The organism is Streptomyces sp. NPDC031365 (assembly GCF_055569765.1).
On the sequence record NZ_JBVIIM010000028.1, the window covers coordinates 19,792 to 45,936 of the forward strand.

31 protein-coding genes are annotated in these 26,145 nt (G+C 69.3%); 14 read left to right on the forward strand and 17 right to left on the reverse strand.

What is annotated here, in order from left to right:
* Window positions 1-22 precede the first annotated feature (22 nt).
* The 6 genes from ACZ5C2_RS30860 to ACZ5C2_RS30885 all read left to right on the forward strand — a co-directional run bounded on the left by ACZ5C2_RS30860 (window position 23) and on the right by ACZ5C2_RS30885 (window position 5,378).
* On the forward strand, window positions 23-331 hold the full coding sequence (locus ACZ5C2_RS30860; protein ID WP_003993268.1) for a DUF2469 domain-containing protein: 309 nt from the start codon (window positions 23-25) through the stop codon (window positions 329-331).
* Between the two features lie 99 nt (window positions 332-430).
* Complete coding sequence (locus ACZ5C2_RS30865) at window positions 431-832, forward strand: YraN family protein (RefSeq protein ID WP_468798781.1); 402 nt, start codon at window positions 431-433, stop codon at window positions 830-832.
* 1 nt (window position 833) lies between these two features.
* Window positions 834-2,459 carry a YifB family Mg chelatase-like AAA ATPase gene (locus tag ACZ5C2_RS30870; protein ID WP_468798784.1) on the forward strand — a complete coding sequence of 542 codons (1,626 nt, stop codon included), beginning with the start codon at window positions 834-836 and terminating at the stop codon, window positions 2,457-2,459.
* Window positions 2,456-3,619, forward strand: coding sequence for a DNA-processing protein DprA (gene dprA, locus ACZ5C2_RS30875; protein WP_468798787.1), 1,164 nt, complete (start codon window positions 2,456-2,458; stop codon window positions 3,617-3,619). Before ACZ5C2_RS30870 ends, dprA begins: the two co-directional genes overlap by 4 nt.
* Window positions 3,620-3,891: 272 nt before the next feature.
* Entirely contained in the window at window positions 3,892-4,734 is an 843-nt protein-coding gene (whiG, locus tag ACZ5C2_RS30880; RefSeq protein WP_468798789.1) for an RNA polymerase sigma factor WhiG, read from the forward strand.
* 86 nt (window positions 4,735-4,820) lie between these two features.
* A complete protein-coding gene (locus ACZ5C2_RS30885; protein WP_468798908.1) occupies window positions 4,821-5,378 on the forward strand; it encodes a TetR/AcrR family transcriptional regulator in 558 nt (185 codons plus the stop codon).
* A 493-nt stretch (window positions 5,379-5,871) separates the two neighbouring features.
* On the opposite strand, the gene ACZ5C2_RS30890 is transcribed toward ACZ5C2_RS30885, so the two are convergent.
* Window positions 5,872-6,504 (reverse strand): M23 family metallopeptidase, encoded by a 633-nt coding sequence (locus ACZ5C2_RS30890; protein ID WP_468798791.1) that lies wholly within the window; start codon window positions 6,502-6,504, stop codon window positions 5,872-5,874.
* A gap of 281 nt (window positions 6,505-6,785) precedes the next feature.
* On the opposite strand from ACZ5C2_RS30890, the gene rpsB reads away from it, so the two are divergent.
* From rpsB to ACZ5C2_RS30915, 5 genes are all read left to right on the forward strand, one after another.
* Window positions 6,786-7,745: a 30S ribosomal protein S2 gene (rpsB, locus tag ACZ5C2_RS30895; protein WP_468798793.1), complete on the forward strand. Its 960-nt coding sequence runs from the start codon at window positions 6,786-6,788 to the stop codon at window positions 7,743-7,745.
* Between the two features lie 154 nt (window positions 7,746-7,899).
* Window positions 7,900-8,736: a translation elongation factor Ts gene (tsf, locus tag ACZ5C2_RS30900; RefSeq protein WP_468798795.1), complete on the forward strand. Its 837-nt coding sequence runs from the start codon at window positions 7,900-7,902 to the stop codon at window positions 8,734-8,736.
* A 190-nt stretch (window positions 8,737-8,926) separates the two neighbouring features.
* The gene (gene pyrH / locus ACZ5C2_RS30905) at window positions 8,927-9,685 is read left to right on the forward strand and encodes a UMP kinase (protein ID WP_468798798.1); all 759 of its coding nucleotides are present in this window, start codon (window positions 8,927-8,929) and stop codon (window positions 9,683-9,685) included.
* A gap of 120 nt (window positions 9,686-9,805) precedes the next feature.
* Window positions 9,806-10,363: a ribosome recycling factor gene (gene frr / locus ACZ5C2_RS30910; RefSeq protein ID WP_030824850.1), complete on the forward strand. Its 558-nt coding sequence runs from the start codon at window positions 9,806-9,808 to the stop codon at window positions 10,361-10,363.
* Window positions 10,363-11,487: a phosphatidate cytidylyltransferase gene (locus tag ACZ5C2_RS30915; protein ID WP_468798801.1), complete on the forward strand. Its 1,125-nt coding sequence runs from the start codon at window positions 10,363-10,365 to the stop codon at window positions 11,485-11,487. Before frr ends, ACZ5C2_RS30915 begins: the two co-directional genes overlap by 1 nt.
* A gap of 317 nt (window positions 11,488-11,804) precedes the next feature.
* Here the strand turns inward: ACZ5C2_RS30915 and ACZ5C2_RS30920 are convergent, their stop codons facing one another.
* From ACZ5C2_RS30920 to ACZ5C2_RS30980, 13 genes are all read right to left on the reverse strand, one after another.
* A complete protein-coding gene (locus ACZ5C2_RS30920; RefSeq protein ID WP_468798803.1) occupies window positions 11,805-12,956 on the reverse strand; it encodes a PP2C family protein-serine/threonine phosphatase in 1,152 nt (383 codons plus the stop codon).
* A gap of 963 nt (window positions 12,957-13,919) precedes the next feature.
* Complete coding sequence (locus tag ACZ5C2_RS30925; RefSeq protein WP_468798805.1) at window positions 13,920-15,164, reverse strand: tyrosine-type recombinase/integrase; 1,245 nt, start codon at window positions 15,162-15,164, stop codon at window positions 13,920-13,922.
* Window positions 15,164-15,361 carry a helix-turn-helix transcriptional regulator gene (locus ACZ5C2_RS30930; protein WP_398621517.1) on the reverse strand — a complete coding sequence of 66 codons (198 nt, stop codon included), beginning with the start codon at window positions 15,359-15,361 and terminating at the stop codon, window positions 15,164-15,166. Before ACZ5C2_RS30930 ends, ACZ5C2_RS30925 begins: the two co-directional genes overlap by 1 nt.
* A 2-nt stretch (window positions 15,362-15,363) precedes the next feature.
* Window positions 15,364-16,740, reverse strand: a complete 1,377-nt coding sequence (repSA, locus tag ACZ5C2_RS30935) for a replication initiator protein RepSA (protein WP_468798807.1) — start codon at window positions 16,738-16,740, stop codon at window positions 15,364-15,366.
* Entirely contained in the window at window positions 16,733-16,918 is a 186-nt protein-coding gene (locus tag ACZ5C2_RS30940; protein ID WP_102637910.1) for a hypothetical protein, read from the reverse strand. Before ACZ5C2_RS30940 ends, repSA begins: the two co-directional genes overlap by 8 nt.
* An 85-nt stretch (window positions 16,919-17,003) precedes the next feature.
* On the reverse strand, window positions 17,004-17,555 hold the full coding sequence (locus ACZ5C2_RS30945) for a GGDEF domain-containing protein (RefSeq protein WP_468798809.1): 552 nt from the start codon (window positions 17,553-17,555) through the stop codon (window positions 17,004-17,006).
* Window positions 17,556-17,646: 91 nt separating this feature from the next.
* Window positions 17,647-17,964, reverse strand: coding sequence for a SpdD-like protein (locus ACZ5C2_RS30950; RefSeq protein WP_468798811.1), 318 nt, complete (start codon window positions 17,962-17,964; stop codon window positions 17,647-17,649).
* A 12-nt stretch (window positions 17,965-17,976) separates the two neighbouring features.
* On the reverse strand, window positions 17,977-18,132 hold the full coding sequence (locus tag ACZ5C2_RS30955) for a hypothetical protein (RefSeq protein ID WP_106412442.1): 156 nt from the start codon (window positions 18,130-18,132) through the stop codon (window positions 17,977-17,979).
* Window positions 18,133-18,143: 11 nt separating this feature from the next.
* Window positions 18,144-18,335 carry a mobile element transfer protein gene (locus ACZ5C2_RS30960; RefSeq protein WP_030767843.1) on the reverse strand — a complete coding sequence of 64 codons (192 nt, stop codon included), beginning with the start codon at window positions 18,333-18,335 and terminating at the stop codon, window positions 18,144-18,146.
* Window positions 18,336-18,354: 19 nt separating this feature from the next.
* Window positions 18,355-19,020 (reverse strand): DUF2637 domain-containing protein, encoded by a 666-nt coding sequence (locus tag ACZ5C2_RS30965; RefSeq protein ID WP_468798813.1) that lies wholly within the window; start codon window positions 19,018-19,020, stop codon window positions 18,355-18,357.
* Window positions 19,020-19,223: a hypothetical protein gene (locus tag ACZ5C2_RS30970; RefSeq protein WP_225252536.1), complete on the reverse strand. Its 204-nt coding sequence runs from the start codon at window positions 19,221-19,223 to the stop codon at window positions 19,020-19,022. Before ACZ5C2_RS30970 ends, ACZ5C2_RS30965 begins: the two co-directional genes overlap by 1 nt.
* Before the next feature lie 80 nt (window positions 19,224-19,303).
* On the reverse strand, window positions 19,304-20,659 hold the full coding sequence (locus ACZ5C2_RS30975; protein ID WP_468798816.1) for an FtsK/SpoIIIE domain-containing protein: 1,356 nt from the start codon (window positions 20,657-20,659) through the stop codon (window positions 19,304-19,306).
* 3 nt (window positions 20,660-20,662) lie between these two features.
* Window positions 20,663-21,016, reverse strand: a complete 354-nt coding sequence (locus ACZ5C2_RS30980; RefSeq protein ID WP_031023277.1) for an SCO3933 family regulatory protein — start codon at window positions 21,014-21,016, stop codon at window positions 20,663-20,665.
* Window positions 21,017-21,173: 157 nt separating this feature from the next.
* Between ACZ5C2_RS30980 and ACZ5C2_RS30985 the strand changes: the two genes are divergently transcribed.
* Both ACZ5C2_RS30985 and ACZ5C2_RS30990 read left to right on the forward strand, forming a co-directional pair.
* Window positions 21,174-21,905 (forward strand): XRE family transcriptional regulator, encoded by a 732-nt coding sequence (locus tag ACZ5C2_RS30985; protein WP_468798818.1) that lies wholly within the window; start codon window positions 21,174-21,176, stop codon window positions 21,903-21,905.
* Window positions 21,906-21,933: 28 nt separating this feature from the next.
* Window positions 21,934-22,404: an NUDIX hydrolase gene (locus ACZ5C2_RS30990; protein ID WP_468798820.1), complete on the forward strand. Its 471-nt coding sequence runs from the start codon at window positions 21,934-21,936 to the stop codon at window positions 22,402-22,404.
* Here ACZ5C2_RS30990 and ACZ5C2_RS30995 read toward each other — a convergent pair.
* From ACZ5C2_RS30995 to ACZ5C2_RS31005, 3 genes are all read right to left on the reverse strand, one after another.
* Window positions 22,392-22,952 carry an HDIG domain-containing metalloprotein gene (locus ACZ5C2_RS30995; protein WP_468798822.1) on the reverse strand — a complete coding sequence of 187 codons (561 nt, stop codon included), beginning with the start codon at window positions 22,950-22,952 and terminating at the stop codon, window positions 22,392-22,394. The two genes, ACZ5C2_RS30990 and ACZ5C2_RS30995, sit on opposite strands and share 13 nt — an antisense overlap.
* Window positions 22,953-23,366: 414 nt before the next feature.
* The gene (locus ACZ5C2_RS31000) at window positions 23,367-24,275 is read right to left on the reverse strand and encodes an S-4TM family putative pore-forming effector (RefSeq protein ID WP_468798910.1); all 909 of its coding nucleotides are present in this window, start codon (window positions 24,273-24,275) and stop codon (window positions 23,367-23,369) included.
* 8 nt (window positions 24,276-24,283) lie between these two features.
* A complete protein-coding gene (locus ACZ5C2_RS31005; protein WP_468798824.1) occupies window positions 24,284-25,147 on the reverse strand; it encodes an SMODS domain-containing nucleotidyltransferase in 864 nt (287 codons plus the stop codon).
* Between the two features lie 328 nt (window positions 25,148-25,475).
* Here ACZ5C2_RS31005 and ACZ5C2_RS31010 point away from each other — a divergent pair, with 328 nt between their 5' ends.
* The gene (locus tag ACZ5C2_RS31010) at window positions 25,476-26,027 is read left to right on the forward strand and encodes a hypothetical protein (protein WP_468798826.1); all 552 of its coding nucleotides are present in this window, start codon (window positions 25,476-25,478) and stop codon (window positions 26,025-26,027) included.
* The last annotated feature ends 118 nt before the right edge of the window (window positions 26,028-26,145 follow it).

The following is a 26,145-nucleotide window of genomic DNA, read 5'->3' on the forward strand; positions in this document are numbered from 1 at the left end:
GCACGGCTGAAGGGGAACTGCCATGAGCGCCGAGGACCTCGAGAAGTACGAGACCGAGATGGAGCTGAAGCTCTACCGGGAGTACCGAGATGTCGTCGGTCTGTTCAAATACGTGATCGAGACCGAGCGGCGCTTCTACCTCACCAACGACTACGAGATGCAGGTGCACTCGGTCCAGGGCGAGGTGTTCTTCGAGGTGTCGATGGCGGACGCCTGGGTGTGGGACATGTACCGGCCGGCCCGGTTCGTGAAGCAGGTGCGGGTGCTCACGTTCAAGGACGTGAATATCGAGGAGCTCAACAAGAGCGATCTGGAACTCCCGAGCGGGTGACGGGCCGCCGCCCGGAGGACGGGTGGCGCTCGTGCGGGTGAGGGAGTTGTCCACAACCGCCGAGTTGCCCACCAAGATCCACTCGGTGGAGCGGGATGCGTGACGTTGGGCGCCGGAGGTGGTGCCGGCATGAACCCACAACGGGCACGCAGCGCACTCGGCAGGTACGGCGAGACCCTGGCCGCACGGCGGCTGACACAGGCGGGAATGACGGTCCTGGCGCGCAACTGGCGCTGCGGCAGGACCGGCGAGATCGACATCGTGGCCAAGGACGGCGACGCCCTGGTCGTCTGCGAGGTGAAGACCCGCAGGGCGGGGTCCTTCCAGCACCCCATGGAGGCGGTCACGCCGGCCAAGGCGGCCCGGCTGCGGGGCCTCGCGGAGCGCTGGCTCCAGGAACACGGGGGAGCACCGCCCGGCGGGGTCCGCATCGACCTGGTCGGCGTGCTGCTGCCGGCCCGCGGCGCACCCGCCGTCGAGCACGTCCGGGGGGTGGCCTGACATGGGGTTCGCCCGCACGTGCTCGGTGGCGCTGGTGGGCGTCGAGGGCGTGGTCGTGGAGGTCCAGGCCGACCTGGAGCCGGGAGTCGCGGCGTTCACGCTGGTGGGACTGCCGGACAAGAGCCTGACCGAGAGCCGGGACCGGGTCAGGGCGGCCGTGGCCAACTCCGGCGGGGAGTGGCCGCAGAAGAAGCTCACCGTGGGACTCAGCCCGGCCTCGGTGCCGAAGGCCGGCAGCGGCTTCGACCTCGCCGTCGCCTGCGCCGTGCTCGGCGCCGCCGAGCGGATCGACCCACGGGTGCTCGCCGACATCGTGATGATCGGCGAACTCGGACTGGACGGCCGGGTGCGGCCGGTGCGTGGCATCCTGCCCGCCGTGCTGGCCGCGGCCGACGCGGGCTACGAGCAGGTGGTGGTGCCGGAGTGCGCCGCGGCCGAAGCCTCGCTGGTGCCGGGCGTGTCCGTTCTGGGCGTCCGCAGCCTGCGCCAGCTGATCGCGGTGCTCACCGACGAGCCGGTGCCGGAGGAGCGGACCGACGACCAGGAGCGGCCCGACCCGCTGCTGGCCGGGCTGCGCCTCCCCGGCACCAGGGCGGCCACCGGCATGCACGGCGCCGGCGCGGCACAGCACGACCAGGGTCACGACCTCGCGGACGTCGTGGGCCAGCTCTCGGCGCGGACGGCGGTGGAGGTGGCCGCGGCGGGCGCACACCACCTCTTCCTCGAGGGACCACCCGGTGCAGGCAAGACCATGCTCGCGGAGCGGCTGCCGTCGATCCTGCCGTCACTGGACCGGCAGGCGTCCCTCGAGGTGACGGCCGTGCACTCGGTGGCGGGCCTGCTGCCACCGGGCAAGCCACTGATCGACACGGCCCCCTACTGCGCCCCGCACCACTCGGCCACGATGCAGGCACTGGTCGGCGGCGGCCCCGGAACGGCCCGGCCGGGAGCGGTGTCCCTGTCACATCGAGGCGTGCTCTTCCTGGACGAGACGCCCGAGTTCAGCGGCAAGGCCCTGGACGCCCTGCGCCAGCCCCTGGAGGCCGGGCACGTGATCATCGCGCGCAGTGCGGGGGTCGTGCGTTTCCCTGCGCGATTCCTGATGGTGCTCGCCGCCAACCCGTGTCCCTGCGGGCGCTTCTCGCGGACGAACGACCACTGCGAGTGCCCGCCCGCGGCGATCCGCCGCTACCAGGCGAGGCTGTCCGGGCCGCTGCTCGACCGCGTCGACCTGCGGGTCGAGGTCGACCGCGTCACCCGCACCGAACTGACGGCGAGCGGTGCCCGGGGTGAGGCCACCGCGACGGTCGCCGACCGGGTGCGCACGGCCCGGGAACGCGCGGCTGCGCGGCTCACCGGCACGCCCTGGGGCACCAACAGCGAGGTCCCGGGGCGAGAGCTGCGCAGCCGCTGGCACGCCGCCCCCGGCGCCATGGACGACGCCGAGCGGAGCCTGGAACGGGGCGTGCTCAGCGCCCGCGGACTCGACCGGGTGCTGCGTGTCGCCTGGACCGTCGCCGACCTGTCCGGCCACGACCGGCCCGACGCCACGGATGTCGCCCTCGCGCTGCAACTGCGCACCGGCGTCCCGCGCGGGGTGCCCATGTCCCTCGGAGCGGCGGTATGAGCGCCGGGGCGGCCGGTCCCGGGGACGAACTGCTCGGCCGCATCTTCCTCACCCGGGTCCTCGAACCCGGTGACGAGGCCGGCGGACGCTGGGTGCGGGAACTCGGCGTGGACGCGGTGGTACGACGGCTGCGGGAACGAGGTGAGCCGCTGCCCGGGGCGAGCGGGAAGCGGTGGGCCGGGCTGCTGGCCCGGGCCGAGCGGGCCGAGCCGCGCAGAGATCTCACCGTCGCCCGGGACGCGGGAGTGCGCTTCGTCTGCCCGGGGGCCGCCGAATGGCCCGGGCAGCTCGACGACCTGGGCGACGCGCGGCCGCTCGGACTGTGGGTACACGGAAGTGCGGACCTGCGGATCTGGGCGCTGCGCTCGGTCGCCGTCGTCGGCGCCCGCGCCTGCACCGAGTACGGCGCGTACATGGCCGCCACACTCGCGGCGGGCCTGGCCGAACGTGGCTGGATCGTGGTCTCAGGCGGCGCCTACGGGGTCGACGGTGCCGCCCACCGCGGGGCGCTGGGCTCCGGCGGCGCCACCGTCGCCGTCCTGGCCTGCGGGGTGGACCGGCCCTACCCGCGCGGACACGCCGGACTCATCGGAAGAATCGCCGAACAGGGACTGGTCATCGGCGAGTTGCCGCCCGGAGACCACCCGACACCGAGCAGATTCATCCTCCGCAACAGGGTGATCGCCGGGCTCACCAGGGGCACGGTCGTCGTCGAAGCCGCCCACCGCAGCGGCTCACTGGTGACGGCCCGTGCGGCCCGGCGCCTGGGGCGGCACACCATGGGGGTCCCGGGGCCGGTCACCAGCGGGCTCTCCGCCGGGGTGCACGAACTGCTGCGCCAGGACGCCGTCCTGGTCACCGACGCCGCCGAGGTTGTCGAACTGGTCGGTGACATGGGCGAGCTCGCGCCGGAACGCCGGGGACCGGTGCTGCCCCGGGACCTCCTCGACCCGGCCGGCCGCCAGGTCCTCGCCGCTCTGCCCGCCCGAGCCGCGGCCCGGCCCGCGGAGATCGCGCTCGCCGCGCAGACCACCCCGGACGACGCGATCGCGAGACTGTACGAACTACGAGCACTTGGTTACGTCGAACGACACGGCGACGGCTGGAAGTTGACGCGCCAGGCGAGGATGCCGGTCCGCGAAGGCCCCGACACCCGCTGACGGAGCGTGTTCGGCCGTCCGGGGGAACCCCGATACCCCAGGGAAAGTACGTCAGTTGGGGCGCCCGGGTGATCACACAGAGCGACGAGCATGCCCCGGTGGGACTGCCCCCGGAACGAATCTGCGCACGGTCCTACCTCGCTTCTTCGCACACCGCGACGCCACAGTCACGCTACGCTCACGAGGATCCCGACACGGACAGGCAACTCGACATCGGACGGACAGCGAATCCAGTCAGCACCAACCCACGGCAGAACGGCACTAGGCGACGAATGCCCCAGCACACCTCCGGGTCCGACCGGGCGGCGATCCCCCCAGCCGCCCGCGACGGTGGCAGCGTGCGACCGCCCGCTCCCTCGACGCTCGACGAGCTGTGGCGGTCGTACAAGGCGACGGGGGACGAGCGACTGCGAGAGCAGCTGATCCTGCACTATTCGCCGCTGGTGAAGTACGTCGCCGGCCGGGTCAGTGTGGGGCTGCCGCCCAATGTCGAGCAGGCGGACTTCGTCTCCTCCGGGGTCTTCGGGCTGATCGACGCGATCGAGAAGTTCGACGTCGACCGGGAGATCAAGTTCGAGACCTACGCGATCACCCGCATCCGGGGCGCGATGATCGACGAGCTGCGGGCACTGGACTGGATCCCACGCTCGGTACGGCAGAAGGCCCGCAACGTCGAGCGTGCCTACGCCACGCTGGAAGCGAGGCTGCGGCGCACGCCGTCGGAGAGCGAGGTCGCCGGTGAGATGGGCATCACCGTGTCCGAGCTGCACGCGGTGTTCAGTCAGTTGTCGCTCGCGAACGTGGTCGCCCTCGAGGAGCTTCTGCATGTCGGGGGCGACGGCGGCGACCAGCTGAGCTTCATGGACACCCTGGAGGACACCGGCGCCGACAACCCGGTGAAGGTGGCCGAGGACCGGGAACTGCGCAGGTTCCTCGCACGGGCCATCAACACGCTGCCCGAGCGGGAGAAAACCGTGGTCACGCTGTACTACTACGAAGGGCTCACGCTCGCCGAGATCGGCAATGTCCTGGGCGTGACCGAGAGCCGGGTCAGCCAGATCCACACCAAATCCGTGCTCCAGCTGCGCGCGAAACTGGCGAGCTTCGGCCGCTGAGCCTTGCGGGAGCGGGCCGATCCTCTGGCCGCCACGGGCAGGGCGTCCGTAAAGTGGTCGTCGTGCCAAGGATTCGAGCGGCCTCCGTGGCCGAGCACCGGTCGATGCAGCGAGCCGCCCTGCTGGACGCGGCACGCTCCCTGCTGTCCGAGGGCGGTACGGAGGCGCTGACCTTCCCTGCCCTCGCCGAGCGCACCGGCCTCGCGCGTTCGTCCGTGTACGAGTACTTCCGGTCTCGGGCGGCCGTCGTGGAGGAGCTGTGCGAGGTCGACTTCCCGGTCTGGGCGGCCGAGGTCGAGGCCGCGATGGCGGACGCCGGCGGGGCCGGGGCCAGGATCGAGGCGTACGTCCGCAAGCAGCTGGAACTGGTCGGGGACCGGCGGCACCGCGCCGTCGTCGCGATGTCCGCGAGCGAACTCGACGCCGGCGCCCGGGAGAAGATCCGCGCCGCGCACGGGGGCCTCATCGCGTTGATCGTCGAAGCCCTCGCCGAACTGGGGCACACCGAACCACGCCTCGCGGCCATGCTGCTCCAGGGCGTGGTCGACGCCGCCGTACGCCGCATCGAACTGGGCGCGGCGGAACACCCCGACACGATCACGCGAGCGGCGGTCTCCATGGCCCTCAGGGGCGTAGGCGGCTGACGACCGCACCGGCGCGGAAAGCGGAACCGCTGCAGCGGGGCCCGTCGGCGGCCGTCGGTATCTCGTCGGCCTTGGTGACCGAGCCGTCATGAGCGGGACCGCACCGGAACTTCCGCTCCCCGGCACCGGGCACCGTGGGGCGCTGGTGTCTCCGCCGTCCGACTGGTTCCGGTGCCGCCCGTACGGGCGGGTGTCTGCTTCCGGCGGTGCGCTGCCTGGGCTGTTCCGGTGGTCCGGTGCGGGAAGGCGCGGCATGGTGGCTCCGTGGCGGGACCGATCGGGTCGGGGTCGCCCGTACGGGCCGGCCGGGTGGGCTCCAGCAGGTGGCACTCGCCGCCGGTCCGGTGGCTTCGGGCCGGAGTGAGCTGGTGGCCCCGGTGCGGGCGAGCGCCGTCGGTCCCGGAGCCGGCTTCGCGGGGTCGGGTCGGGATCGCGGGGCAGTCCTGGGGGCCGGTCGCTCCGGGGCGGGGCACGGTGGTGTCGGGAGGCGGCGTCAGACCGGCGGCCGAACCCCCAGTACCGGCAGCAGTCTCGACGGGCCCCTGGGCAGGAGCCACGGGGGCAGCAGGGTGAGCGGGTCCCGGTAGGTGCCGGCTCGCAGGAGGCCCCAGTGCACGCAGGGAGCCGTGCAGTGGGAACCCGTTGCTTCGACCGTGCCGATCACCTCGCCCGCCGTCACCCGGTCGCCCTCGCTCACCGACGCGCGCACCGGTTCGTAGGTCGTGCGCAGCGGGGGATCCCCCGTCCCCGCCAGCTCCACCGAGACCACGCCCCTCCCGGCCACCCGGCCGGCGAACGACACCCGGCCCGCCGCCACCGCCCGTACCGGCGTCCCCGGCGCCGCCGCCAGGTCCACGCCCCGGTGGCCGCGCCCGTACACCGTCGCCGGAGGCTCCCAGCCGCGCAGTACCCGTGGCCGGACCCCCACCGGCCACACCCGCCCGACGGCCGGCGCCGTTCCGTCCTCATCCGCCGGTGCCGCCGGTGCCGCCGGTGCCGCCCGCGCCGCCGACGGCACCGCCGCCGGCAGCCAGGAGGGGGGTGGCGGGGCCGGCAGTGCGGCCAGGGTCAGCGTCACCAGCAGGACCGGTCGCGTCGCCGCCCTCGCCCATCGACTCGTTCGCATGCCGCACAGCCTTCCGCGGGCGGGTGATCACCGCCCGGACCTGTGGACCACCACCCGGTTGTGGACAACGGCGTCACCCGGCACGCCGTGAGTCCCGTACACTTCTGGTGGCGACCCGGGTCACCGGGTCGACTTCGCACGCCCCGACATCAGGACCGGCTACGGCCGGCCCCCGATGTCAGCGCCCCTCGGTCCTTCGTGGCAACGGCGCGTCGTGGGCGTCAGGCGCGGAAGCCGTCCGGCATCCGCGGCACAACCGAGAAATTCGAGGAGATACGGCCATGGCCGTCGTCACGATGCGGGAGCTGCTGGAAAGCGGCGTCCACTTCGGTCACCAGACCCGTCGTTGGAACCCGAAGATGAAGCGCTTCATCTTCACGGAGCGCAACGGCATCTACATCATCGACCTGCTCCAGTCGCTGTCGTACATCGACCGCGCCTACGAGTTCGTCAAGGAGACCGTCGCCCACGGCGGCACGGTCATGTTCGTCGGTACGAAGAAGCAGGCGCAGGAGGCCATCGCCGAGCAGGCCACCCGCGTCGGCATGCCCTACGTGAACCAGCGCTGGCTGGGCGGCATGCTCACCAACTTCTCGACCGTCTACAAGCGTCTGCAGCGCCTCAAGGAGCTCGAGCAGATCGACTTCGAGGACGTGGCCGCCTCCGGCCTCACCAAGAAGGAGCTGCTGGTCCTCTCCCGCGAGAAGGCCAAGCTGGAGAAGACCCTCGGCGGTATCCGCGAGATGTCCAAGGTGCCCAGCGCCGTCTGGATCGTGGACACCAAGAAGGAGCACATCGCGGTCGGCGAGGCCCGGAAGCTCAACATCCCGGTCGTCGCCATCCTCGACACCAACTGCGACCCCGACGAGGTCGACTACAAGATCCCGGGCAACGACGACGCGATCCGCTCCGTCACCCTGCTCACCCGTGTGATCGCCGACGCCGTGGCCGAGGGCCTCATCTCCCGCTCCGGTGTCGCCACCGAGGGCAAGGGCGACAAGGCCGCCGGTGAGCCGCTCGCCGCGTGGGAGCGCGACCTGCTCGAGGGTGAGAAGAAGGGCGAGGAGGCCGCTCCGGCCGCCGCCGAGGCCGAGAAGCCGGCTGAGGCCCCTGCCGCCGAGACGACCGAGGCTCCTGCCGCCGAGGCCGAGCAGCCCGCCGAGGCCCCCGCCGCCGAGGCTCCTGCCGCCGAGGCCGAGCAGCCCGCCGAGGCTCCCGCCGCCAAGGCCGAGCAGGCCTGACCCGTCAGAGCCGTTGACGGCGGGAGCGGTGACTCAAGGAACCGCTCCCGCCGTTCACCCGCAGGTCGGCGGTGCGCCGGACACCTGCCCTCGGGCAGGTCCCTGACCCCGCGGATCTTGGAATCTCCAGACTTCGAGAAAGACTCACAGACTCATGGCGAACTACACCGCCGCCGACGTCAAGAAGCTCCGGGAGCTCACCGGCGCCGGCATGATGGACTGCAAGAAGGCGCTGGACGAGGCCGACGGCAACGTCGACAAGGCCGTCGAGGCGCTCCGCATCAAGGGCCAGAAGGGCGTCGCCAAGCGCGAGGGCCGCTCCGCCGAGAACGGCGCCGTGGTCTCGATCATCGCCGGTGACAACTCCTCCGGTGTCCTCGTCGAGCTGAAGTGCGAGACGGACTTCGTCGCCAAGGGCGAGAGGTTCCAGGCCGCGGCCGTCGCCATCGCCGAGCACGTCGCCAAGACCTCCCCGGCCGATCTCGAGGCCCTGCTCGCCTCCGAGATCGAGGCCGGCAAGACCGTTCAGGCGTTCGTGGACGAGGCCAACGCCAACCTGGGCGAGAAGATCGTCCTGGACCGCTTCGCGCAGTTCGCCGACGGCTACGTGACGGCGTACATGCACCGCACGATGCCCGACCTGCCCCCGCAGATCGGCGTGCTCGTCGAGCTCGACAAGCCGAATGCCGAGGTCGCCAAGGGCGTCGCCCAGCACATCGCCGCCTTCGCGCCGAAGTACCTCTCCAGGGAGGACGTGCCGGCCGAGGTCGTCGAGTCCGAGCGCCGCATCGCCGAGGAGACCACCCGCGCCGAGGGCAAGCCCGAGGCCGCGATCGCCAAGATCGTCGAGGGTCGTGTGAACGGCTTCTACAAGGACGCCACGCTGCTCGGCCAGCCCTACGCGCTGGACAACAAGAAGTCCGTCCAGAAGGTCCTGGACGAGGCCGGTGTCACCCTGAAGCGCTTCACGCGCATCAAGGTCGGCATCTGAGTCCGTACCGCGACGGGCGGGCGACCCCGATAGGGTCGACAGCAGTCGTTCGGACACGCGTCCACGCACGCGCGCGTGCCGGACGACAGCAGATCTGACGAGGAGGCCATTGCCGTATGGGATGCGAACCACGCCCCACCGGCAATGGCCTTCTTCGTGTGTGCACCATGCGAAAGAGGCGGGATCCCCGATGACCACCAAGGCTGAGAAGAGCGACGACGGCAAAGTACATGGCCGGTTTCTGCTGAAGCTGTCCGGGGAGGCGTTCTCCGGTGGCGGGGGCCTGGGCGTCGACCCCGACGTGGTGCACGCCATCGCGCGTGAGATCGCAGCCGTCGTGCGAGACGGCGCAGAGATCGCGATCGTCATCGGCGGTGGCAACTTCTTCCGCGGCGCCGAGCTTCAGGTGCGCGGCATGGACCGCGCCCGCTCCGACTACATGGGCATGCTCGGCACCGTGATGAACTGCCTCGCCCTCCAGGACTTCCTGGAGAAGGAGGGCGTCGACTGCCGCGTGCAGACCGCCATCACCATGGGGCAGGTCGCCGAGCCCTACATCCCGCTGCGCGCCGTGCGGCACCTGGAGAAGGGCCGTGTGGTCATCTTCGGCGCCGGAATGGGCATGCCGTACTTCTCCACCGACACCACCGCCGCCCAGCGCGCTCTGGAGATCGACGCCGAGGCGCTGCTCATGGGCAAGAACGGCGTGGACGGGGTGTACGACTCGGACCCGAAGACCAACCCCGACGCCGTGAGGTACGACGCGCTCGGCTACAGCGAGGTCATCACCCGGGACCTGAAGGTCGCCGACGCCACGGCCGTCACGCTCTGCCGTGACAACAGCCTGCCGATCGTCGTCTTCGAGCTCTTGAAGGAGGGCAATATTGCCCGCGCCGTCAAGGGTGAGAAGATCGGCACGCTGGTGGGCGACCAAGCCGGCCGCAGCTGACCGGGGGATGGACAATGTCCTGCCGGTCGGAAACCGTGCAGGAGAAAGACGCGACGCAGCCGGCCGCCGCCCCGACAAGGAACCGCAGCCGGGCCTACTCAAGACACGCAGGAGCAAGTGGTGATCGAAGAGACCCTCCTCGAGGCCGAGGAGAAGATGGAGAAGGCCGTCGTGGTCGCCAAGGAGGACTTCGCCGCGATCCGCACCGGCCGTGCGCACCCGGCGATGTTCAACAAGATCGTGGCCGACTACTACGGCGCACTGACGCCGATCAACCAGCTGGCCTCGTTCTCCGTGCCCGAGCCGCGCATGGCCGTGGTGACCCCGTTCGACAAGAGCGCGCTGCGCAACATCGAGCAGGCGATCCGTGACTCCGACCTGGGCGTCAACCCGAGCAACGACGGCAATATCATCCGGGTGGTGTTCCCCGAGCTCACCGAGGAGCGCCGCCGTGACTACATCAAGGTCGCCAAGACCAAGGGCGAGGACGCGAAGGTTTCCATCCGTTCCGTCCGCCGCAAGGCCAAGGACGCCATCGACAAGATGATCAAGGATGGTGAGGTCGGCGAGGACGAGGGCCGCCGTGCGGAGAAGGAGCTCGACGACACCACTGCGAAGTACGTCGCCCAGGTGGACGAGCTCCTGAAGCACAAGGAAGCCGAGCTGCTCGAAGTCTGATGAACGACTCTTCCTGGAGGGCGCCGCAGACCGGGTACTGGGGCCCGCCCGACCACGGCCCCGGCCAGGGGGCTGTCCCGGCAGGTCCCGCGTACGATGCGCACTACGCGCAGCAGACTCGCCCCATGCCCATCGTGCCCGACGTACCCGAACACGGCGGAGACCAGGATGTGGACCGGGGGGCCGCTCGGCTGAGCGGCCCCCTGTTCCGAGACGAGATGCCGCAGGCACGGCCCCACCCCGGGGAGGTGCCGCAGAATCCGGAGCCCATGCCCGACGCCCCGCAGCCGGCGCCCGCCCCGCGGAAGAAGAGCGCGGGCCGCGACCTCGGCGCCGCGATAGGCGTCGGCGTCGGACTCGGTGCGGTGATCGTCGCGTCGCTGTTCGTCGTCAAGGCCGCCTTCGTCGGCGTGGTCGCCGTGGCCGTCGTAGTGGGCCTGTGGGAGCTGACCAAGCGGCTCGAGGAGCGCAAGGCCATCAAGGCGCCCCTCGTCCCGCTCGCGCTCGGCGGTGCGGCCATGGTCGTCGCCGGGTACGCCCGGGAAGCCGAGGGCGCGTGGGTCGCCATGGCGTTCACCACGCTGGCCGTACTCGTCTGGCGTATGACGGCGCCGCCCGAGGGCTATCTCAGAGACGTCACGGCGGGTGTCTTCGCGGCGTTCTACGTCCCGTTCCTGGCGACCTTCGTCGCGATGATGCTCACCGCCGACGACGGCGCCTGGCGCGTCCTCACGTTCCTCCTGCTGACGGTGGTCAGCGACACGGGCGCATACGCCGTCGGCTGGCGCTTCGGCAGGCACAAGCTCGCCCCGCGGATCAGCCCCGGCAAGACCCGCGAGGGGCTGCTGGGCGCGGTCGGCTTCGCGATGGTCGCGGGTGCGTTGTGCATGCAGTTCCTGATCGACGACGGCAGCTGGTGGCAGGGACTGCTGCTCGGCCTCGCGGTCGCCGCCAGCGCCACACTGGGCGACCTCGGCGAGTCCATGATCAAGCGTGACCTCGGCATCAAGGACATGGGAACCCTGCTCCCCGGTCATGGCGGCATCATGGACCGTCTGGACTCGTTGCTGCCCACCGCCCCGGTGGTGTGGCTGCTGCTGGTCGTCTTCGTCGGGTCGGGCTGACCGGCTCTCCACGTCGGGACGGAAGGGTCGTCGCGGAAGGGCACCCCGCAAGCCCCCGGTCGCCTCGTGGCAGTCCTGCCGCCGGGGCGGCACGGGTGGGCGCGACGATACCCCGCAAGCGCCGGGCCGCCCTCCCATGACGGCGGACCCTCATGCTCACCGCGTGTCGTCAGGACCCGTCCGGACGGCACGCGCTCAAGCCGGGACGCGCGCCCGCACCGGGAAGGACCACGCCGGACGGGGAATGCCATCCGGGTTGCCTTCCCCGTCGGGTACCCCGAGTGGCGGGGCCGGTCCCCGACGCGGGGTACCGGGCGCTAACGCCGCTCCGCCGGGGCGCCGATGACGGAGCGGCGCAGCGCCACCACCGCGATGTCGTCCACGAGCCGGGCGCCCGCGTGCCGCCGCAGGTCCGCGTGGACGGCGTTCAACAGCTCCTCCGGCTCCTCGTCAGTCCAGCGCCGTACCCGCTCGGCGAGCGGATAGAAGGTCCCTGAACCGTCGCGGGCCTCGGTCACCCCGTCGGTGTACAACAGCAGCGTGGAACCGGGCGGCATGTAGGCGGTGTCCATGACGAGCCCGTCGGCGTTCAGGTCGCCCAGGCCCAGTGGCGGAGCCGGCACGGTCGGTTCGAGAGCCGTGACCGTGCCCTTGTGCAGCAGCAGCGGCGGTGGATGGCCGAGGTTCACAAGCTGCATACGACCGTCGTCGGACAGCTCGACCACCACACCGGTGACGAACGACTCGGCCGTGAACCGGCCGGCCGAGCCGGTGCGCGGGCCGGCCCCGGCGGACTGCTCCTGGACCTCCTGGCGGAATGCCGCCTCCATCTCGCCCGCCGTCTCGAGCAGGGGGATGTCGTGCCGCGCCGTCCACCGGAAGCCGTTCAGCACACAGCCCACCATGTCCAGTGAGGCGAGTCCTTTGCCCTGGACGTCCCCGATCAACACCCGCGTGGTGTGCCCGTGCCGGGTGAGGGCGAAGAGGTCACCGCCGACGGCGGCCTCCTCGTCCGCCGCCAGATACAGCGAGGCCATGCCGAAGGGACCGGCCCGGTGGGGGAGCGGGTGCAGCAGCACCCGTTGGGTGGCCTCGGCCACCCAACGGGAGGCGGCCAGCCGGCGCTCGCCGCGCACCCGTACGGCGCTGGCCGCCACGGACGCCGCGCTGATCAGCAACAGGGTGCTGATCTGGACCGGGAAGTTGGTTGTGTCCAGTTGCTGGTTCGACACGGCGGCCGCCACCGCGCAGGGGGCCGTCACGGCGAGCACCACGAGGACACACGGAGGGGTGCAGAAGATCGCGGCGAAGGTCGGGCCCGCCACCATCAGCGGACCCAGGCGCACGTCCGGTCCCGCCGACACGTCCACCAGCAGCAGAGCCAACGGCAGCAGACAGAAGGCCACCACCCTGGTCGCGGGATGCCGCAGGGCACCGGACGCCACCGGTCCGGTGGTGATGGCCCGCACATCGATCACCTCCGGAACCGACCTCGCCCACCGAGAACTTTAAGACGATATGGGTGCGCGCGTTACGCGTGTGCCCATATCGCCGCGCGGCCGGGAGGTGAGCGGGTGGCGGATACACCCCGGCGTGGAGTTGACCTTCGCGCCTGTCTGCGACACTGGTACAGCCATGCCTAAGCCCGGAGAACTAGTACTGACCCGAGCGGACGGGCCCGTGACCTGGCGTTAGACGCCGCCGGTGCTTCCGTTACTGGCTCTCGGGCCGCCCCTGGGCCGTGGAGTTACCGGAGTGGTCCGCTGCGCCACAGCAGCCGCCCTCGCTGCGTGACACGACTTTCAGTCCAGCAGGCATGCTGCCGAGCAACGACGAAAGTAGGCAAACCCATCCCAGGTGAGGCTTGCAGGCGGCACCATTGATCCAGTGCAGGGCGATGTGACCGCGTTGTACGTACGGCTGCCATCAATGCTGACGCTGGGGGGAACAAGTGAGCCTTGAGATGAGCCAGGACTATGCAGCTCTCATCGTGGGTGTGGATGGCGCACTCCTCATCGCTGCATCCGTGCAACTGCACTCGTACCGAACCAAGGGCAATGGGCAAATGACGCGCGTTGCCCGGGTGCTGTGGCTAGCTCCGTTTCCAGTCATGGTTCTGTCCATTGCCGAAGTTCTGTGGTGGTCCGCCAATGGGGGAGAGGATAAAGATCCTAGTCTTGCATTGAGGCTTTTTCTGGGCACGCTGATCTTGCTGGCTACGATCATGCTTGATGCGGTTATGTCTCGGTATGTCTACCAGGAGGCAGAGCAGGCCGTCTCTGCTGGCGAAGTTCCGGCGCCGAGACCTCCGTCTGGGGCAAGTAGCCGCAGGACACGGCCGCGCCGTCGTTAACCGTTAGTTTCCTGCGTGCAACAGTGTCTCGGGGCTTTCTAGGCACCGAGACACTGCTTTCGTCCGCGTGCATTGCGTGTCAGATCGGGCGGGACTCGGCAGGGAGCAAGGCGCTGTCAATTGCCTTTCTGGTTCGCTCCTGGCTTGAGGGCATCAGATGCGCATACACCCGAAGGGTCAGTGCTGGATCGGAGTGCCCCAGGTACTGGCTGACAGCCTTGACGTTTTCCCCGGCGTCGAGCAGAACGGATGCGTAGAAGTGCCTGAGTGCGTGCATGCCGTGTTCGCGTGCGGGGGCGTACTTGCCGTTCTCTCCGGCATCCGGGATGAGGCCAGCCGCCGTGAGCGCGGGCTTCCACTCCTGGACGTTGAAGTTGCTGCGCCAGACGAGTCCGCTTGCGGTGTTCGTGAACAGGAGGCGGGCGGAGACCTTCGGGCCGTCCGGCTTGCGCCACGGCAAGGCGATTTCGACGGGCTTGAAGGCGTCCATGTGGGCCCTCAGGGACTCGGCCACCGAGGGCGGCAAGGGTACGTCCCGCTCCTTGTTGCACTTCGGAGGAGCGAATACGGCCTTGCCCCGGATCAGCTTCACCTGCCGGACGACCCGGATGATGCCGCCGTCGAAGTCGAGCGCATCCTCAGCCAGTCCCACGATCTCCCCCTGACGGAGTCCGCACCCGGCACCCACGTCCACCATGGGCTGGTAGCGCTGGGGGAGTGCCGCGCGGACCGCGCGGACCTGAGCAGGCAGCCACGGCACAACCCGGCGTTGCTCGGCGGCCGGCGGACGAACGGACTTCGCGGAGCACGGGTTGCGGGGCAACAGCCCGTCGTCGACCGCCGCACTGAGCACGGCACGCACGTCACCGTAGATGTTCCGCGCGTAGCCGCCGCTCACGGCCGGATCGTTCTCCAGCGCGCTCACCAGCGCACGAATGTGCTCCGGGCGGAACGAGTCCAGCGGCCGGGTGCCGATCAGGCGAAACGCGTGCAGGCGTAACCGCTGCTCGACGACGACCTGACTGGCCGGGTCGATGCCGTGCGTCTCGAGCCACTTCTCGGCGTAGCTCTTAAAGGTGATCCGAGCGGCACGCGGGTCGATGTACCGACCGCGCGACATGTCCGACGCGATGTCGGTGAGCCACTGCTCGGCGAGGCGCTTCTGTCGGTCCGGGAAGCTCTTGGACTTCTCGGTGCCGTCAGGGCCGATGTACCGAGCGCGGTAACGCATGCCAGCGCCGTATCGGTCTGTCTTGACCTTGACGGGCTTGCCGTCCGGACCGGTCTCTGTCTTGTACCAGCGGTCTTGGATGTGCCCCGCCATCAGGCAGCCTCACCAATGCGTGAGTCGACCCAGGCGCGCACGTCGGTCGGGTCGAAGCGGAGGTGCCGGCCGACGCGGAAGCCGCGGGGACCGGTGCGCTTGCGACGCCACTGGTAGACCGTCTCGACGCTGGGCAGCTCGAACATCTCGACCAGGTCCTCAGGGGTCAGGAACCGGTTCGGCAGCTCTGAGGCCATGGTCAGCACTCCCTTTCGTCGGCGAGTTGGTCGCGTAGGGCTTCGCGGGCGGTTTCGCGGTTGAGCTGGAGGTCGCGGGCGATGGTCGCGGCGAGGACAGATTCACCGGGGGTGTGGCCGTGCCCGGCGTACTGCCAGTCAGCGAGGACCAGGACGGTGTCCGGCTCGGCGTCCTCGAGGCCGAGGGCGGCGCGCTCCTGGGCGGCCCGGTACTCGGCGCGTGTCTGGCGGAGTTCGCTGAGCGTGGTCGAGTAGCGGCGGGACTTCGAGGAGAAGTGGCCGCGGAAGCCGAGCATGTGAGCCCAGGCCCACAGCCGTCGGTCCGGGTAGAGCGGGTCGAGGGTCTTGCAAGCTTCGATCAGGCGGCGGGTGTGGTCGGGGACCTGGTGGCGGTCGAGCTCGGCCAGCTCGCCGATGCGGCGGTCCAGGGTGCCGGTGTTCTCGGCCGCTTTGGTCGCGTACTTGGCGACGTAGGAGGCGACAGCCTGCTCGGTGATGTCGGAGCCGTCCCCGAACGCCTTCACGGGGCGGATGTCGAGCTGGGTGCCCCAGCGGAAGGTGCGGGCCGGTTGGTCCTCGGCGGCCGGGACGGAGACCGAGGTGTAGGAGTGTGCCGCAGCTGCACGGATCGCGTCGGCGAGCAGGTCGACGGTCGCCCAGCTTGGGGGAGGAGTGTCCGGGCCGTCCGGTCCGTCGAGTCGGATCACGGCATGGAAGTGCAGAGCGCCCCGTTTCTGGAACTCGGCGACCTTGCCGTACGACAGCCGGGCACGCTCTTTCAGCTCGCGTTGGGTGAGGCCGGCGCGGGCGGCGATCTCGCGGCGGAGCCGGTTGGTGAAGCGTTGCCAGAGCTGTCCGGCGTGGTTGTTGAACAGCACCGCGCCTGCGTAGTCGTAGGTGTCCGGGTCGAGGGCGGTGCCCAGCTCCGGGGCGTCGGGAGCGTGGCGAGTGCCGCAGCGGCAGACGCCGCGATCGGGGCGGTTGTGGACCGGGCCGAACGAGGGTGCGGTGAGGGTGGCGAAGACCCGGGGGTGATCCCGGACGGTGGCGGGGATGTCGCGGCGGTCGTCACCGGCGAGGCCCGCGCGGATGAGGTGGTAGGTGTCGCCCGCGTAGGTCCAGGCACAGGCGGGGCAGCGGGAGGCACGGCGGTTGCCGCAGGCGAGGCGGAGACGGCCGCCCGGCTCGCCCTCGGTGGAGTAGTGGTGCAGGGTCTCGCCGGTGGTCTTGTCCTTGTGCACGACCCAGCCGGTCAGGTGGATGGGGTCGGCGCAGCCACCGGTGCGGCGTATCTGTTCTTCCCAGCGGTGGTAGTCGACGGCCGAAGCCACCCTCAGCAGGTCGCTGAGGGTGGTCGGGTCGAGCAGCGTCTCAGGCACCAGCGCCCTCCCGGACGCGGCGGGCGGTGACGGTGCCGGTGCCGTGGCAGACCGGGCAGTGAGCGGTGATGGTGCGCAGGTGCCCGCGCAGGTCACGGCCGCCGATGGTGACGGCGACGGAGGCGAAGCCGTCGCAGGCCGGGCAGATACGCGACGCGGGCGGGGTGTGCTGGGTCATGATGGTGGTTCCTTTCGATTGCGGTTGGAAGGAACGGCCCCGGGTGGCGGCGTGCTTGGCGGCTTGTGGGCCACCCGGCGGCCGGTCAGCGAGAGAGGCGTGAGCCCCGGCGACCACGGCCCTTGGCCTCGTACATGGCCGCGTCGGCGGCGGCGAGCGCATCGGTCAGCAGCGGCACCGGCAGCTCGGCGAGGCGGCAGACGCCGACCGACGCGGCCAGCGGCAGCGAAACGCCGTTGTAGGGCAGCGGCCGGTGCAGTGCGGCGGTGAGCGCGTCGAGGTCGGCTGCGGCCAGGTCCTGGACGACGGCGACGAACTCGTCCCCGCCCAGGCGTCCGGCCGTTCCGTTGCGTCCGCACCAGGCGCGCAGCCGGTCGGCGGTGGCGACGAGGGCGGCGTCCCCGGCGGCGTGGCCGTGAGTGTCGTTCAGGGCTTTGAAGTGGTCGAGGTCGACCAGGAGCACGGCCGCGGACGGGTGCCGGCGGATGCAGTGTTCGGCGCGGGCGGTCCATCCGGCGCGGGTGTGCAGACCGGTCAGCGGGTCACGGCGTGCGGCAGCGAGCCGGTGGGTAAGGAAGCCCCCGTGCACGGCCCAGCCCAGTAACGGCACCAGGGCGGCGGCTATCTGCAGGTCCATGAGCGTTCCCTTCGGTGACGGCGGTTGGCGAAGTACGGGTCCCGGAAGGCGGCGGCGTGCTTGGCGGCTTGTGCGTCGCCCCCAGGACCGGTCAGCGGCGGTGCTGGGAGGCCAGCAGCGAGCGCAGGACGACGGCGCAGACGGCGACCGAGGCGGCGGTGATGGCGACGGCCAGGAGCATGGAGACCAGGACGGCGCCGACGACCAGGACCACGGCGGTGCCGCCGCCGACCAGGGCGAGCGCGGTGCCGGGGGTGAGCTGGACCGTGGGCCGGGCGGGGCCAGCGACCGGGGCCGGGGTGGGCGGCGGGACCGGGGTGCCCGGGGTGATGGTGGTCGGCTCCAGCACGGTGGGCGGGGTGGCCGTGCCGGTGGGCTGGGGCATGGTCGGGAGCTTGGGCCGGAACATGAGCGGGTCTCCTTACTTGACGGCGGTGTCGATGACCGGGGACAGGAGGCTGTCGGCGAGGAGGTAGCCGCCGAGCAGTAGCACCAGGACGAGCCAGAGCGGCGGGCGGATGAGCTTGACGCCGAGCCAGCCGACGACGACCAGCGCGAACCAGAGGGGGACATCCATGGGGTGGCCTCCTAGCGGACCTTGCAGCGGTGGGTTCGGGCAGCGAGCTGGGCGGCGGACTGGCTGGAGTAGTCGGCGGACCAGCCGCAACCGTCCGAGCTGCACACGGCGGCGTGCTTGGTGGTGCCGTTGCGGTCGCGGTGGGTGCCGATCTGCACCGGTCCGATCCGCATTACGGAGTGAAAGAAATCGCGGGCAGGCATGACGGGGTGTCCTCTCGGGTCAGGTGAGCTGGGCGGCGATGGCGTCCGCGAGCTGGGGCGGGACGCCGAGGCGGGCGCGGAGGGTGTCGGTGTCGATCCGGGAGCCGGTGCGCTGCTGGTGGTCGGCGGCGACCTTGCGGGCGTGGTCGACCAGCGCGGCCGGGACCGGCACCACCGGACGGGGCTTCGCGGTGGGCAGCGCTGGGGCTTCCTCGGCCGCCGGGACCGCTACGGCTTGAGGTTCCGGGTCCGGCCCAGCAGCGGTGACCGGTTCGGGCTCATGCTCCGGGTCCGGGGCGGAGGGTCCCGGCGCTTCCGGCTCGGGCCGATTGGGTGAGTGGGCGAGGAGGGTGCCGCCCATGAAGGCCAGGGCGGGCCAGGCGGCGACGAGGATGCGCAGCCAGGCCGGGACGTCGTCCAGGTCGAGGAGCCCGGCGGTGGCGACGTTCGCGCCGAGCGAGGCGACCAGGGCGATGAGGAACCAGCACCAGGCGAGCCGGGACGGCCCGTCCGTGCGCAGCCGTCGCCAGGCGGCGACCAGGAGCAAGTCGACCGAGACCGGGTAAGCCCAGGCCTTCCAGCCGTCCTGCCCGGCAGCGGCGGCCAGGTCGTGCAGGTGCGCGAAGGACAGCGCACCGGCGATGACGGCCTGGACCAGGACGGCGTCGACGCGGAGGCGGGCCATCACGGCTGGCCTCCCGGGTACTGGGGGCCGTCGGTGGGGTCGTAGCCGGGCGGGAAGATGCCGGGCGGGGGGTCGGGGAGGGAGACGGCCAGGGCCGGGCCGATGGCGTCGACGAAGGCGGGGTCGGCTCCGTAGGTGTGGGCGTACAGGGCCAGGGCGCTGAGCAGCTGCACCGTGCGGTTGAAGTCCTCGCGGGTGTCCACGGGTTCACCTCCGGTTTCCGGCATGGCAGGGGTAGGGACTTGGCGCGAAGCGGTCGCGCCGACCGATCAGGTGGTGTGGCTCAGGCAGCGGCCGGGGCGGACTCGACTGCCGGGGCCGGAACCGGTGTGAGGGTGCCGAGCGCGGGCCGGAACGGGGCGAGGGCGGGAAGGTCCGGGGTCAGGTCGGCGTGCCGGTTGCAGATGTTCACGGCCTGCCGCAGCGAGGTGTGCGGGGCGCGAATGCGGGTCCAGCCGCCGGTCGAGTCACCGGTGATGGCGACGCCGGGGGTGTCGGTGGGGATCTGGATTGCGGCGAGGACGGCGTCCGGGGCGATGTCGCCGAGGGCCATGTTCGCCGAGGATTCGTCGTTGACGCGGTGGGCGGTGCGGCCGGTGAGCTGGGCGCGGAGCATTGTGATGCCCTTGCCGAGTTCGGAGCCGAAGCGCTGCCCGCAGATCTCCAGGTAGATGCCGGCCGCGCGACCGAGCTGGGCGAGCCGGGCCAGGGCGGTGATGATGCGGTCCCGCCGCTTCTCCTCCTCCTTCGTCGCGAAGAGGGCGAGTTCGGCGACTTCGTCGACCAGGACCACGATGAGCACCGGGCGCAGTCCTTCGGACAGGTCCCAGATGTCGGCGGCGATCTCCGCATCCGGCACGTCAGCGGTGATCCGCTGCTCGGCCCGGATGAGCTGGTAGACGGCCTCCATGTGGGACACCAGCGCGTCGAGGAGTTCAGCGGCGGTGTCGGGGTTGTCGGCGAGCGCGGAGAACCGGCGGGCCAGCGGGAACAGCTCGACACCCTGCTTGCAGTCGATGCCGACCAAGGCGACGTGCTGCGGCGCGAGGGCGGCGACGAGGTTGCGCTGATAGACCGACTTCCCGGACTCCGTAGCCCCCAGGGTGAGGGCGTGCGGAACGGCGCGGTAGTCGCGGTAGTGGACGGCCCCGTCTTCACGCAGGGCAACCGGGACCCGCATCGGTCGGGTGTCGACCACGGCAGGCATCTGCACGCGCTTGAGCACGTCGTAGCCGGTCATGCGCAGCTCGACCACACCCGAGCGCAGCTCACGAGAGGTCACGCCGTACATGGCGAATGAGTGCCGCAGCCGATCACATGAGGCGGCCACGTCGAAGGCGTCCTGACCGGGGCGGAGCTTGAGCCGGAGCACCAGGCCGGTCCGGGTCACTCGGACCCGCAGGATGCGCGGGGCACGGGGTCCGGGAACGGGGCGGTTCGTCATCCGGGCCAGCGTCAGTCGCCAGCGAGGGGCCGGGACGGTGAGGCCGCAGGCGTCCATGACCGAGCCGTACCGGACCAGGACCCGCAGTGCGGCGAGGGTGACCCCGAAGGTCAGCCAGTACCAGGCGGGGCGCCGCCACCGCAGGAGACCCGCAGCGGCGACGACCAGCACCAAGGCGACGATCAGCCACGTCATGGCTCAGGCCGCCTTCGAGGCCGAGTCCGCGGCGGTCAGCGAGGTCACCGCGACTGCGCGGAAGGCGATGCCATGCCGCTTCTGGCCGTTGAACTCGTTCTCCCACGGCGAGGCGACCAGGCCGGTCAGGACCACCGGGGTGCCCATGTCCAGGTCTTCGGAGACGCCGGACTGCGGGACGGTGAGCTTGAGGATCTCCACCTCGTCGGGCGTGGAGAACATGACCTCCACGACCATCAGGGTGGCACCGTCCTTGTCGGTGGCGATCTCACCGGTACGGCGGTCCTTCACCTTGGGCTGCGGGGCCTTGGCGACCATCACGGTGGCGTTGGCGGTGTCCACGGGGATCTGACGCATGGTCTTGTCTCCTGTTGCGGTGAGGTGTTGACCGACATCCCGTCGGTGAGATCAGGAGACCGTGAGGAGGGGTGGACGCATCACCGCCCGTATGGACGTTTGGGGACGTCTGAGGTACCGTCAAAACGTCCCTAGCCGTCCGAGTGAAGGGCACGTCATGGCGAACGAGCGTCTGCGCGCGGCAATTTCAGCGAAGGGCGAGACGATCCAGTCTGTTGCCGAGCACGTCGGAGTGGATCCCAAGAGCGTCGAACGGTGGATCACCACCGGCCGCACTCCGCACCGCGGGCACCGCTGGAAGGCGGCGAGCTTCCTCGGAGTCGACGAGGTCTACATCTGGCCGTCCGTGGAGAAGCAGGCGGAGAAGGCCAGCACGTCCGAGCTGATCACGTATTACCCGCACCGTGGCGCGGTGCCTGCCCCGCTCTGGTCATCCCTGATCGAGAAGGCGACGGATCAGGTCGACATCCTCGTGTACGCCGGACTCTTCCTCTTCGACAGCAACCCGGACCTGCCCGACCAACTGGCCGAGAAGGCGAAGGCCGGCGCCCAGGTCCGCATCCTGCTCGGGGACCCCGACTCCGAAGCGGTCCGCCAGCGCGGCGAAGAGGAGGGCATCGGCGGTGACCTGGCCGCACGTGCCCGCATCACCCGGCGCTACCTCGAGCCCGCCATGTCGACGCCCGGGGTCGAAGTCCGGTTGCACGACACGATCCTCTACAACTCGATCTACCGGTTCGACGAGGACGTTCTGGTGAACCCGCATGTCCTCGGAGCTCCCGCCGGTCAGAACCCGGTGATGCACTTCCGGTACCTCCCCGGAGCGCGGACCTTCCGGCACTACATGCGGAGCTTCGACTACGCATGGGAGCGGGGCCGGGAGGCGTAACGAGCCCCGGACGTGCAACGCTGAACACATGGCGCGTGTCGACTACTTCAACGATCCCAACGCCCCGAAGGCGAACAGCCTCGTCCCCTCCGTGACCGCCGTTGCATGCAACGAGGCCGGAGAGGTCTTGCTGATCCACAAGACCGACAACAACCTCTGGGCCTTGCCCGGTGGTGGCATCGACCTGGGCGAGTCGGCCCCGGACGCAGCCGTGCGCGAGACGAAGGAAGAGACCGGCTTCGACGTGGAGGTGACCGGCCTCGTCGGCATCTACACCAACCCAGGCCACGTCATGGCGTACGACGACGGAGAGGTCCGCCAGCAGTTCTCCATCTGCTTCCACGCCCGCATCACCGGCGGCGAGCTGCGGACGAGCAGCGAGAGCAAGGAAGTGGCATTCGTCGACCCGAGCAAGCTGGACGAGCTGAACATCCACCCGTCGATGCGCATGCGGATCGAGCACGGCCTGGCCGACCGGGCGGAGCCCTACATCGGCTGATGCGCCATGCGGTCGCGAGTCCGCTCGACAGCGCCCCGGAGATACGGCCGTGCCTTGCTGATCGCGTTGTGCACCTCGCTGCCGGGCTCGTACCGGACCAGGATCTCATCGATCCGGGTGTCGAAGTCGAAGGACTCCCCGGCGGGGCCGGTCGTCATGTCAGCGAAGATCAAGGCGTCGAGGACCGGCGAGTCTTCCCGCTCGTAGACGGCCAGCTCCGCCGAGAGCCCGCGCTGCTCTGCCTCATACACGGCCCCGGAGTGATGAGCGACCAACCGCACCAGGCGTGCCGGCGCACCCAGCGATTCGAGGTGCCGGGCACCGTCGAGGGGATGGAAGCCTGTGTCACGCAGCTCGGGCGCGTAGCCGATGTCATGCAGCCACGCGGCAGCGACGAGGAGATCCCGGTCCGCCTCGGACACAGCCGCGGAAGCCTCGCGCGCCCGAGCGGCCACGGCCTGAGTGTGCAGCCAGCGATTCCCGAGCGGAGGAAGCAGGGACTCGGCGAGTTCGGCCGCTCCCTGGGGTGTGTCCAGTGCAGAAGGCATGCATGGAACGTTAGCCGAGGCCAGCAGAGAGCCGACAGGCTACGATCGGGGCGGTTGCCGATCATGGGTGCGGTAAGACTTTCCCTACGTTCATCAAGGCCCGCGCACGGCGCGGGCGCGCGCCGCCTCTGCGGCGCGGCCTGCCTCCTGTCTTCGCCCCGGCTGGCCGCGCCCGGCGGCGCGCTCGGCGGCTGCGGGCACGAAGTGGGAGACACCCTCTGTGGCTGGGGCGGTCGGCTCCACGGCTTTAGGCAGCCACTTTGGGGCGAGCCTCGAAGATCTTGGCCCCAACGTCGTGCTTTACCGGGCAGGTCCACAGACTGCCCGACTCGCCATCAGCTTACGGGGCCAAGATCACTCGCCCCAAAGCAGCTCCAGCCCAAAGCCGCTCCGCCGCCCTCTCCGACAGCATCCCTATTCCTCACAAAAACCCTGTTGCCGTCCCTGCTCCAAGTAATCGCCCACGCTAAGACGCATGACGGCCTCTTCTCGCGACCTCAAAGCACGATAAAACCAGTCGGGAATGAGTGCATTTTTTCGCCGCCCGGCCAAAATGTCATCTTGGAGCTTTCTGCACTGCGCCTCGGAAGGTAGCTTCTTCTTCCTCACCACAGATTCCCACATCTCGCCTGCGCTATGATCGGCCTCCTCCTTGAGTTGTGCGCTTCGGGAGTTAGAGCGCCACACTTCGATTAGTTCTTTAATGGCAGGTATGAGCGGGACGTACACGCCGATAATGGCAGCGAGAAGCGACAGGCTCCCTAGTATGGCCGCTACGGTAACTGCGGAGAAAAGAAGAATGCCCAGAGAGAATGCACACGCTGCCCACGCTCGGTGCGTAGCCACTCCCCACCCAAGATTAACTCGCTGGCAAATCAGCACATCGGCAGGTCGTGCGATCCGTGTAGTGATTCCGTACCAATCCCGGAGATTCCCACGCTTGTAACGCATAGATGCACGAGCCACTTCAGACGCGCTAGGGCGGCGCACTTTTCCACCTCGCGCCCATGGCAACTGAAAGACACTCGTGTCAAATTCCTCCTGCATGGCTGCCGCAGAATCGACCTTCTTCTTCTCGCGTGCGCTTCCTGCGAGGCTCAGAATGAGAAGTGTGACTCCTGAGGCTGCGCCAATTATAGGCTTGAACGGGTCCAACATGAAAGTGGTTGCGACGGTCGCCAGTCCGCCGATAAGGACGATCGACAGCTTCGCGAAGTGAAGCAACTTGGCATCGGAGTATGTCTGACGCTGCGCAGCGAGCAGACGCAGGGAAGACTCCGTGTTCTGCGCCTCGTAAATTGGCGGCGTTGTAAAAGTGGGCATCGCCAACCTTAGAGAACGTACGGAAAGTCGGTGCCGAAAACTTCTTGGTACTCACTGGATGCTGCCCAGTCATCCACCGTCCACTTTGCATAACCCGCCTCAAGGTGAGGCAGGCACGCGTTCATGGCTCTGATGGTCGCCAGACGATTGACCTCCGAACTGCAGGGAGTGATTCTATTCACCAGGCCGGTCGGATCATTCATGGAACGGACACCGTGTTTAATCATCCGATCGACTATATCCGGCAGGGCTGATGGATACAGAATGCTGTCTACCTGCATCCCGTACTGTGCGGCACGCATCTCTAGATAGAAGGAAGAGACTGGGACACGGTGCTGGTACTTCCACGCCTTTAGCAGCCTAGCGAGGCCCTTAACTTTGCCGGAGCCGTCCGCATCTCGAACGTACTGCAAATGCGCTTTAGGGGCCGACTCTCTCCACGTGTCCCCGGGACCCGGAATCAGGAATACTTCTTCACCATTCGGCCCTGAACGCTCGTAGAAGCCGGGTGTCACCTCGTACTGCGTCACAAGCTGCTTGAAGTCAATACTGACAGTGGGGCGTGAAACCCACACGTCGAAAGCCTCCCACAGCTCCTTCTTCAAAACGCTCTTCATCGAGGTCAAGAAGGAGACCGGTTTTATCGTTTTACGATCCAGCGGGATTCGAGCGAAGTAATCAACGTCGCTAACTTGGGAAATCCCAGTGCCGTTGGAGAAAGATCCGCTTTGAAAAAAACTGTAAACACCAAACTCGGCATCTAGAGTCTCGTAGATCCTTGTCCGGTATTTACTCACCTCCTCTTTCTCCCACTTCTTGGGCGTCTTCTTTTTTAGGAATTGCGCGAAAGCTTCTGAGATGGTCTCAGCCACCAGCGGCATGTCAGCCCCCCTGAGCAGCACTGTGGACTCCGGTTGCGCCGGGATCAGTATGCAGCGTCCCACTGACATTGATCACCGAACTAGGGCAAGTGAGACGACCGCAGGTCACGGCTGCCGGTGATCAGTTGTGGCTGTTCTGACCGCAAGCGTGTGCGACCGAGTCCTGGCCAGATCGCCCCCTTGTGTGCCCTTCGTGTGCGTGTCACACAGTTCAGAGGCGGGGACCAGGGGGAGGAGGCGCTGCATGTCGGTGTTGGGTGGCTATTCGGTGGGGCCGTCAGACTGGGCCGTTGAGCGGTTTGGGCGGCATGCCGGCGCGGTGGCCGCTGCGGTTGCGGTGCAGCTGGCCGAGGCGCACGCGAAGGCTCATGCCGCGCACCTCGCTGCGGGGCTGAAGAAGCGGAGTCCCTACGGTGTCGCCCTGGCGGGCCTGGTGCGCGAGCACCTGGCGGAGACGGCACGTGAGCTGGGGGAAGCCGTACGAGACGTACGCGGATACGAGTACGCAGTGATCAACGATCACGCACTCTTCCCCTTCCGCTACGCGGACAGGCCCAGGCCACTGGACCGGGCCCGACTGCCCGCCAACGCCTCGCCCACGCGGCAACGGCTGCTCCGGGCGCACGGGCCGCAGCCTCCGGAGGGTCTCTTCGACGTCGACGAGGATCTGATGACCGAGGAGTACCTGGGGCTGCACGAAGCGTTCGAGGAGCTGGGAGCTTCCACCAGGCTCGTCTGTGTGTTCTTCACGGCTGACGCCGAGAACGGCATCCATGCCATTCACTGGGGTGACGCCCATCTCGAACCCGACCGCACCTTCACATGGCCGTACAGGGAACAGCTCCCGGTCGCTTCTGCCCAGATGGAATGACGGGCCGTGGGCGCCGGCACCTGGGCACCTACGGCGTCGGCTGATTAAGTCCTGGGCCGTCCCTGGGCCGTCCGAGGCCGACCAACGCTGACAGTCGGCACCCACGGGTGACCACCCC